At 59.7% G+C, this 1,176-nt stretch carries 1 protein-coding gene; it reads right to left on the bottom strand.

The window, feature by feature from the left end:
* The coding region (gene tuf / locus V0U79_RS13585; RefSeq protein ID WP_330200053.1) for an elongation factor Tu at nt 1-1,175 on the bottom strand (1,175 nt) is incomplete at its 3' end.
* Nucleotide 1,176 lies beyond the last annotated feature (1 nt).

The following is a 1,176-nucleotide window of genomic DNA, read 5'->3' as shown; positions in this document are numbered from 1 at the left end:
TACTCGATGATTTTCGAGACGACGCCGGCACCGACGGTGCGGCCGCCTTCACGGATAGCGAAGCGCAGGCCCTGGTCCATCGCGATCGGCGTGATCAGCTCGACATTCAGCTCGGCATTGTCGCCCGGCATCACCATCTCGGTGCCCTCTTTCAGGGTCACCACGCCCGTCACATCCGTCGTACGGAAGTAGAATTGCGGGCGGTAATTGGTGAAGAACGGGGTGTGACGTCCACCCTCTTCCTTCGTCAGGATATAGGCTTCAGCCTCGAACTTCGCGTGCGGCGTGATCGAACCCGGCTTGGCCAGAACCTGACCGCGCTCAACACCCTCACGGTCAATACCGCGCAGAAGAACGCCGACATTGTCGCCAGCCTGGCCCTGATCGAGCAGCTTGCGGAACATCTCAACGCCCGTGCAGGTCGTCTTCACCGTATCGCGGATACCCACGATCTCGATCTCTTCGCCAACCTTCACAACACCGCGCTCGATACGGCCGGTCACAACCGTACCCCGGCCCGAAATCGAGAACACGTCCTCGATCGGCATCAGGAAAGGCTGGTCAACCGGACGCTCCGGCGTCGGGATGTACTCATCCACAGCCGCCATCAGCTCGGCAATCTTGTTCGCACCGATCTCGTCATCACGGCCCTCAAGAGCCGCCAGAGCCGAACCGGCAATGATCGGAATGTCGTCGCCCGGGAAGTCATACGAAGACAGAAGCTCGCGAACTTCCATCTCGACCAGCTCCAGAAGCTCCTCATCGTCAACCTGATCAACCTTGTTCAGGAAAACAACCAGTGCCGGAACGCCAACCTGACGGGCCAGAAGAATGTGCTCGCGCGTCTGGGGCATCGGGCCATCAGCCGCGTTCACAACCAGGATCGCGCCGTCCATCTGGGCCGCACCCGTGATCATGTTCTTCACATAGTCAGCGTGACCCGGGCAGTCCACGTGCGCATAGTGACGGTTCGCCGTCTCATACTCAACGTGAGCCGTCGAAATCGTGATACCCCGAGCCTTCTCTTCCGGCGCCGCGTCAATCTGGTCATAGTCCTTGAACTCGCCAAACTGCTTCGTGATCGCTGCCGTCAAAGTCGTCTTGCCGTGGTCAACGTGACCAATCGTGCCAATGTTCGCGTGCGGCTTAGTCCGCTCAAACTTCTCCTTGGCCATC

Origin of the sequence: Hyphobacterium lacteum (genome assembly GCF_036330345.1) — a bacterium.
Taxonomy (GTDB): Bacteria; Pseudomonadota; Alphaproteobacteria; order Caulobacterales; family Maricaulaceae; genus Hyphobacterium; species Hyphobacterium lacteum.
This window is presented reverse-complemented; position numbering and strand designations above follow the sequence as displayed.